Source organism: Streptomyces sp. NPDC057654 (assembly GCF_042800135.1).
Taxonomy (GTDB): Bacteria; Actinomycetota; Actinomycetes; order Streptomycetales; family Streptomycetaceae; genus Streptomyces.
Window position 1 is genome coordinate 1 of the sequence record NZ_JBHVHQ010000559.1, and the last position, 5,768, is coordinate 5,768.

Annotated in this window: 5 protein-coding genes; 4 read left to right on the forward strand and 1 reads right to left on the reverse strand. The window is 74.1% G+C overall.

The window, feature by feature from the left end; all coding sequences use genetic code 11:
* Positions 1-38: 38 nt before the first annotated feature.
* Entirely contained in the window at positions 39-662 is a 624-nt protein-coding gene (locus tag ACFU99_RS30560) for a TetR/AcrR family transcriptional regulator (RefSeq protein WP_384398169.1), read from the reverse strand.
* Positions 663-868: 206 nt separating this feature from the next.
* Between ACFU99_RS30560 and ACFU99_RS30565 the strand changes: the two genes are divergently transcribed.
* From ACFU99_RS30565 to ACFU99_RS30580, 4 genes are read left to right on the forward strand one after another with little or no spacing between them, the layout of a single operon-like run.
* Entirely contained in the window at positions 869-1,669 is an 801-nt protein-coding gene (locus ACFU99_RS30565; RefSeq protein WP_384398171.1) for an SDR family NAD(P)-dependent oxidoreductase, read from the forward strand.
* On the forward strand, positions 1,666-3,744 hold the full coding sequence (locus ACFU99_RS30570) for an acetate--CoA ligase family protein (RefSeq protein WP_384398173.1): 2,079 nt from the start codon (positions 1,666-1,668) through the stop codon (positions 3,742-3,744). Before ACFU99_RS30565 ends, ACFU99_RS30570 begins: the two co-directional genes overlap by 4 nt.
* A gap of 37 nt (positions 3,745-3,781) precedes the next feature.
* On the forward strand, positions 3,782-4,975 hold the full coding sequence (locus ACFU99_RS30575) for an acyl-CoA dehydrogenase family protein (protein ID WP_384398175.1): 1,194 nt from the start codon (positions 3,782-3,784) through the stop codon (positions 4,973-4,975).
* Positions 4,976-5,701: an enoyl-CoA hydratase/isomerase family protein gene (locus tag ACFU99_RS30580; protein WP_384398177.1), complete on the forward strand. Its 726-nt coding sequence runs from the start codon at positions 4,976-4,978 to the stop codon at positions 5,699-5,701.
* Positions 5,702-5,768: the final 67 nt, after the last annotated feature.

The window sequence follows — 5,768 nt, forward strand, 5'->3', positions numbered from 1 at the left end:
CTCTCGCGCGTGCGAGGCCGTACGAGCCCGTGTCGGGCTCAGCCGCGCGCCGGTACCGACTCCGGGGCGACCAGTTCGCGCGAGACGAAGTCCACCAGCAGCTCCCGCATCACGGTGATCGTCATGCCCGGCGCACCCGTGAGGACCTGGATGGCCGCGCCGTCGGTGAGGGCGGTCAGCCGCAGGGCCACGTTCTCGGGGTCGGCGTCGGGGCGGAAGACGCCTTGGCGGGTGCCGCGTCGCACGGTCCGTACGACGGCCTCGTGCCAGCGGGCGTAGAACTCGTTGTGGGCGGGGCGGAATTCGGGGCGTACGACGGCCTCGGCCCAGTACTGGAGCCAGATCGACCACTCGTCGCGGACCCGGCCCACCCGCGGCAGCTGCATGTCGATGAGCTTGAGCAGCCGCTCGTGGGCGTTGTCGATGGCCTTGAGCTCGACGCTCTGCCGGTCGAACGCCTGCTCCACGCAGTATTTGAGGGCCGCGGTGAGCACGTCGTTCTTGCCGGGGAAGTAGTAGTGCACGGTGCCGGTGCTGGTGCCGCAGACCTTGGCGATGTCCGCGATCCGCACGGCGTGGAAGCCGCGCTCGGCGATCAGCTGCCAGGTGGCCTCCAGGATGGCCTGTCGGCGGTCCTCGTCGCTGCGGGGCCTGTCCGCCATGTCCGCCGTCTCCCCCCATCGGTTCCGGTCGTTCCCTGCGGCGCCCCAGTCTACTGACGCGGCAGTCAAAGGCAAGATCCGGGCCCACCCATCGCAACATCGCGCTCCACCATGGCAATTCTGTGCTTTCTCTTGACATCCCCTCGACCCGAGGAGCTAACTGACGCATCAGTCAGACACTCCGGTCGAACCGAGGAGGAGACTCCGTGCGGAGCACAGAACACGCCGGGAAGGTCGCGCTGATCACCGGCGGCGGCACCGGTATCGGCCGGGCGGCGGCGCGGGACTTCGCCGCCGGCGGGGCCAAGGTCGTCGTCTGCGGGCGCCGCCCCGAACCGCTCGAAGAGGTGCGCGCCGAGCTCGCCGCCGCCGGCGCCGACTGCCTCGCGCTGCCCGCCGACATCCGCGACGAGGAGCAGGTGGCCGAGGTCGTCGAGCGGGCCGTCGAGGCATACGGGCGGATCGACGTCCTGGTCAACAACGCGGGCGGGCAGTTCACCGCGCCCGCCGAGGACATCACGCCCAAGGGCTGGCGCGCCGTGCACCGCCTCGCCGTCGACGCCGCCTGGGACGTCACCCGCCAGGTCGCGCTCCGCGCCATGCTCCCCCAGCGCTCCGGCGTCGTCTTCTTCATCGCCTTCTCGCCGCGCCGCGGCATCCCCGGCATGATCCACGCCACCGCCGCCCGCGCCGCCGTGGAGAACCTCGCCGCCGGGCTGTGCCTGGAGTGGAGCCGCTACGGCATCCGCACCGTCTGCGTCGCGCCCGGCACCATCGCCACCGACGGCCTCGACGACGCCTATTCGGCCGCCGAGCGCGCCCAGTGGGAGCAGGCCGTGCCGCTCGGCCGGCTCGGCCGCCCCGAGGACGTCTCCGGCGTCATCTCCTTCCTCGCCTCCCCCGGCGGCGCGTACGTCTCCGGCACCACCGTCGTCGTGGACGGCGGCGCCGACGCCTGGGGCACCGGCCACCCCGTACCAGCGCCCCTCCCGGAGGTCCCCCGATGACGCTCGCCGCCACCGAAGCTCATACAGAGCCCGGACGCGATCTCGACGCGCTCTTCTCGCCCCGCGCCGTCGCCGTCGTCGGAGCCAGCGACGACCAGTCCAAGTACGGGAACTGGATCAGCGTGCAGGCGCTGCGGATGAGCGGCGAGCGCCCCGTGCACCTCGTCAACCGGCGCGGCGGCCCGGTCCTGGGCCGCCCCGCGTACCGCTCGCTCGCCGAGATCCCCGGTCCCGTGGACCTCGTCGTGATCGCCGTGCCCGCCGCCGGGTTCGAGGCCGCCGTCGAGGAGGCGCTGGCCGTGGGCGCGCGCGCCGTCGTCGGGATCACGGCGGGCTTCGGCGAGCTGGGCGCGGACGGCAAGGTGCGCGAGGCGGCGCTCGCCGAGCGGGTGCGCGCGGCGGGCGCCGTGCTGCTCGGCCCCAACTGCCTCGGCGTGCTGGACAGTACGAGCGGGCTGTACCTCGCCTCCAACACGCTGCCGGCCGGCCCGGTCGGGCTGATCTCGCAGAGCGGCAACATGGCCCTCGAACTCAGCGCCTTCCTCACCGGCCGCGGCCTCGGCTTCTCCCGCTTCGCCTCGCTCGGCAACCAGGCCGACCTGAACGCCGCCGATCTCGTACGGGCCTACGCCGCCCACGACGGCACCGAGCTGATCGCCGTGTACTGCGAGGACTTCGGCGACGGCCGCGCGTTCGTCGCCGCCGCCTCGGAGGCCGTCGCGGCGGGCAAGCCCGTCGTCCTCCTCACGGTCGGCGGCAGCGCCGCGTCCGTGCGCGGCGCGAAGTCCCACACCGGGGCGCTGACCAGCGACACCTCCGTGATCGACGCGGCCTGCCGGGCCGCCGGCGTGGACCGCGTGAACAGCCCCCGCGAAATGGCGGACCTGCTGGCCGCGCTGCACCGGTTCGGGCCCGCGCCCGCCCGCCGGGTCGCGGTGCTCGCGGACGGCGGCGGCCACGCCTCCGTCGCCTGCGACGTGGCGGAGACGTGCGGACTGTCCGTACCGGAGTTCGCCCCGGCCACGGCGGACGCTCTGCGCGCCGGGCTGCCGCCGTCCGCGGGCGTCGGCAACCCGGTGGACCTCGCGGGCGCGGGCGAGCAGGACATCGCCTCCTTCGCCCGCACCCTCGACGTGCTGCTCGCCGACCCGGACACCGACTCCGTGCTGGTCACCGGCTACTTCGGCGGCTACGGAACGTACGGCGAGGCGCTGGGCGCCCGCGAGACCGCCACCGCTCGCGCCATGGGCGAGTCCGTGCGGCGGCACGGCAGGCCCGTCGTGGTGCACACGATGTGCGCGGACAGCCCGGCCGCCGACGAGCTGCGCGCCCAGGGAGTGCCGGTGTTCGGCGCGGTCGAGGACGCCGCCCGGACGCTGGGCATGCTCGCCCGGCGCGCCGCCCCGGTGGCCGCGTCCCGGCCGATACCCGTCGCGCCCCCGCCGGCCGACGACGGCTACTGGTCGGCGCGCGAGCTGATCCGTACGGCCGGGGTCGCCTTCCCGGCCGCCCGTCTGGTCCGCAGCGCCGACGACGCCGCCGACGCCGCCCGCGCCATCGGCGGGCCCGTCGTCCTCAAGGCGCTCGGCCTGCTCCACAAGTCCGACTCCGGCGGCGTCGCGCTCGGCCTGCGCGACGAGGAGTCCGTACGCGCCGCCCACGCCGACATGGCGCGGCGGCTGGACCCGCCGGGGTTCTGCGTCGAGGCGATGGCCGATCTCGGCGACGGCGTGGAGCTGATCGTCGGCGTGCAGCGCGACCCGCGCTTCGGGCCGGTGGCGATGGTCGGGCTCGGCGGGGTGGCCACCGAGGTGCTGCGCGACGTGGTGTTCGCGCTGGCCCCGGTCACCCCCGCGCACGCCCGCGCCGTCCTCGGCGAGCTGCGCGCCGCCGCCCTGCTGCGCGGGGTGCGCGGCAGACCGGCTGTGGACCTCGACGCGCTCGCCGCGGCCGTCGCGACAGTCACGGAAGTCGCCGCCGCCCACCCGGAGATCACCGAGCTGGAGGTCAACCCCCTGCTCGCGACGGCGGACGGCTGCCTGGGCCTCGACGCCCGGATCGTCCTGGAGAACTGAACCCCCGCCCCCACACCTCTGCGTAAAGGAGCAGTACATGGAGTTCGCCCTCACCCCCCGGCTGGCCGAACTGAAGCACCGCGCGGCCGGCCTGGCCGAGAAGATCATGCCGTACGAGGACGCCTGCGAGGCCGACAACGGCCTGCCGCCCGAAGCGCTCGCCGCCATCCGCGAGGAGGTGCTGGCCAGCGGCCTGCAAGCGATCAACATGCCCGCCGAGTGGGGCGGCGCCGGGCTCGGCGTCCTCGAACAGGCCGTGGTCCAGGACGAGCTGGGCAAACTCACCAACGCGCTGTGGGACACCGTCTGGCGCCCCGCCAACTGCCTGCGCGCCGCCACCCCCGAGCAGCGCGAACGCTATCTCCTCCCCGGCATCCAGGGCCGCTGCCGCGACGCCGTCGCCATCACCGAGGCCGACGCGGGCTCCGACCCGTCCGGCATCGCCACCACCGCCGAGCCGGACGGCGACGGCTATGTCGTCAACGGCGAGAAGTGGTTCGTCACGGTCGGCGACGCCGCGGACTTCCTGATCGTGCTGGCCAACGTACGGACCGACGGCGGGGAGGGCGCGCCCACCCTGTTCATCATCGACAAGGACCACCCGGGCGTCACCCTCAAGCGCACCCCGCGCTACACGCACACCTTCGTCTACGAGCACCCCGAGTTCGTCTTCGAGGACGTACGGGTCGGCGCGGACGCCGTGCTCGGCGGCGTCGGCCAGGGGTACGAGCTGACCCGCGACTGGTTCACCGAGGAGCGGCTGATGATCGGCGCCCGCACCATCGGCGCCGCCGAGCGGGCCCTGTCGCTGGCCACCGAGTGGGCGCGCGGCCGGATGCAGGGCGGCGAGCCGCTGATCAGCCGCCAGCTCATCCAGGGCATGCTCGCCGACTCCGTCGTGGACATCGCCGCCAACCGGGCCCTCACCCACCAGGTTGCGTGGGAGTTCGACCAGGCCGACGGGTCCGAGAACGGCCGCAAGCTGCTCCACGCCAAGGCCGCCACGGTCAAGCTCGCCGCCTCGGAGGCGTCCAACCGGGTCGCCGACCGCGCACAGCAGATCTTCGGCGGCCGCGGCTACATGCGCGACTACCCCGTCGAGCGGATCTGGCGCGAGCTGCGCGTGGACCGCATCTGGGAGGGCACCTCGGAGATCCAACGCCTCGTCATCGCCAATGAGATCAATAAGCGCGGCCTGTCTGACCTGCTATCGTTCCGAAAGGAAGCGTAAATGGGCGCCGCCGAGGCCGGCACGGTCCACACCGCGCGGCACGGCTCGGTCGCCGTGCTCACGCTGCGCCGGGAGGCGAAGCTCAACGCGCTCTCCACGCGCTTGGAGGCCGAGCTGCTGGCGGCAGTGCGGTCGGAGCCCGTACGGACCAGCCGCGCCGTGGTGATCACCGGCGGCCTGACGGTGTTCTCCGCCGGGGCGGACGTCGGCGAGCTGCGCGAGATGACGCCGGAGGCGATAGCCGCCTACTACCGGGCGTCCGGCGCGGTCTACGAAGAGGTCGCGGACCTGGAGCAGCCGGTGGTCGCGGCCATCGCGGGCCACTGCCTGGGCGGCGGCTTGGAACTGGCGCTCGCCGCCGACATCCGCGTCGCGGACGCCACGGCGCGGCTCGGCCTGCCGGAAGTCGGCCTGGGCATCCTGCCCAGCTCGGGCGGCATCACCCGGCTGGTGCGGGCCGTGGGCCCCGCCCGCACCCGCGACCTGGTGCTGCGGGCCCGCCGGATGCCGGTGGCCGAGGCCCGCGAGTGGGGCCTGCTCAGCGAGGTCACGCCCGAAGGGGCGCATATGGAACGTGCGTTGCAGATCGCGGGGGAGCTGGCGGAACACCCGCCGCTGGCCGTGTCGGTCACCAAGCAGGTGATCGCCGCCGCGACGGACGCGCCGCGCGAGTCCGCGCTCCTGCTGGAGCGGCTCGCCTACGCGGCGCTGAACCGGACCGGCTGACGGTCGGGTTGGCCGGCAGGCCGGCTGACGCACAGAGACCGCGGTGGCGGCACGGCTCGTACGACAC

Coding starts and splice junctions, on each gene's coding strand:
- ACFU99_RS30560 (WP_384398169.1), bottom strand. CDS start 662: ATGGCGGACAGGCCCCGCAGCGACGAGGACCGCCGACAGGCCATCCTG.
- ACFU99_RS30570 (WP_384398173.1), top strand. CDS start 1,666: ATGACGCTCGCCGCCACCGAAGCTCATACAGAGCCCGGACGCGATCTC.
- ACFU99_RS30575 (WP_384398175.1), top strand. CDS start 3,782: ATGGAGTTCGCCCTCACCCCCCGGCTGGCCGAACTGAAGCACCGCGCG.
- ACFU99_RS30580 (WP_384398177.1), top strand. CDS start 4,976: ATGGGCGCCGCCGAGGCCGGCACGGTCCACACCGCGCGGCACGGCTCG.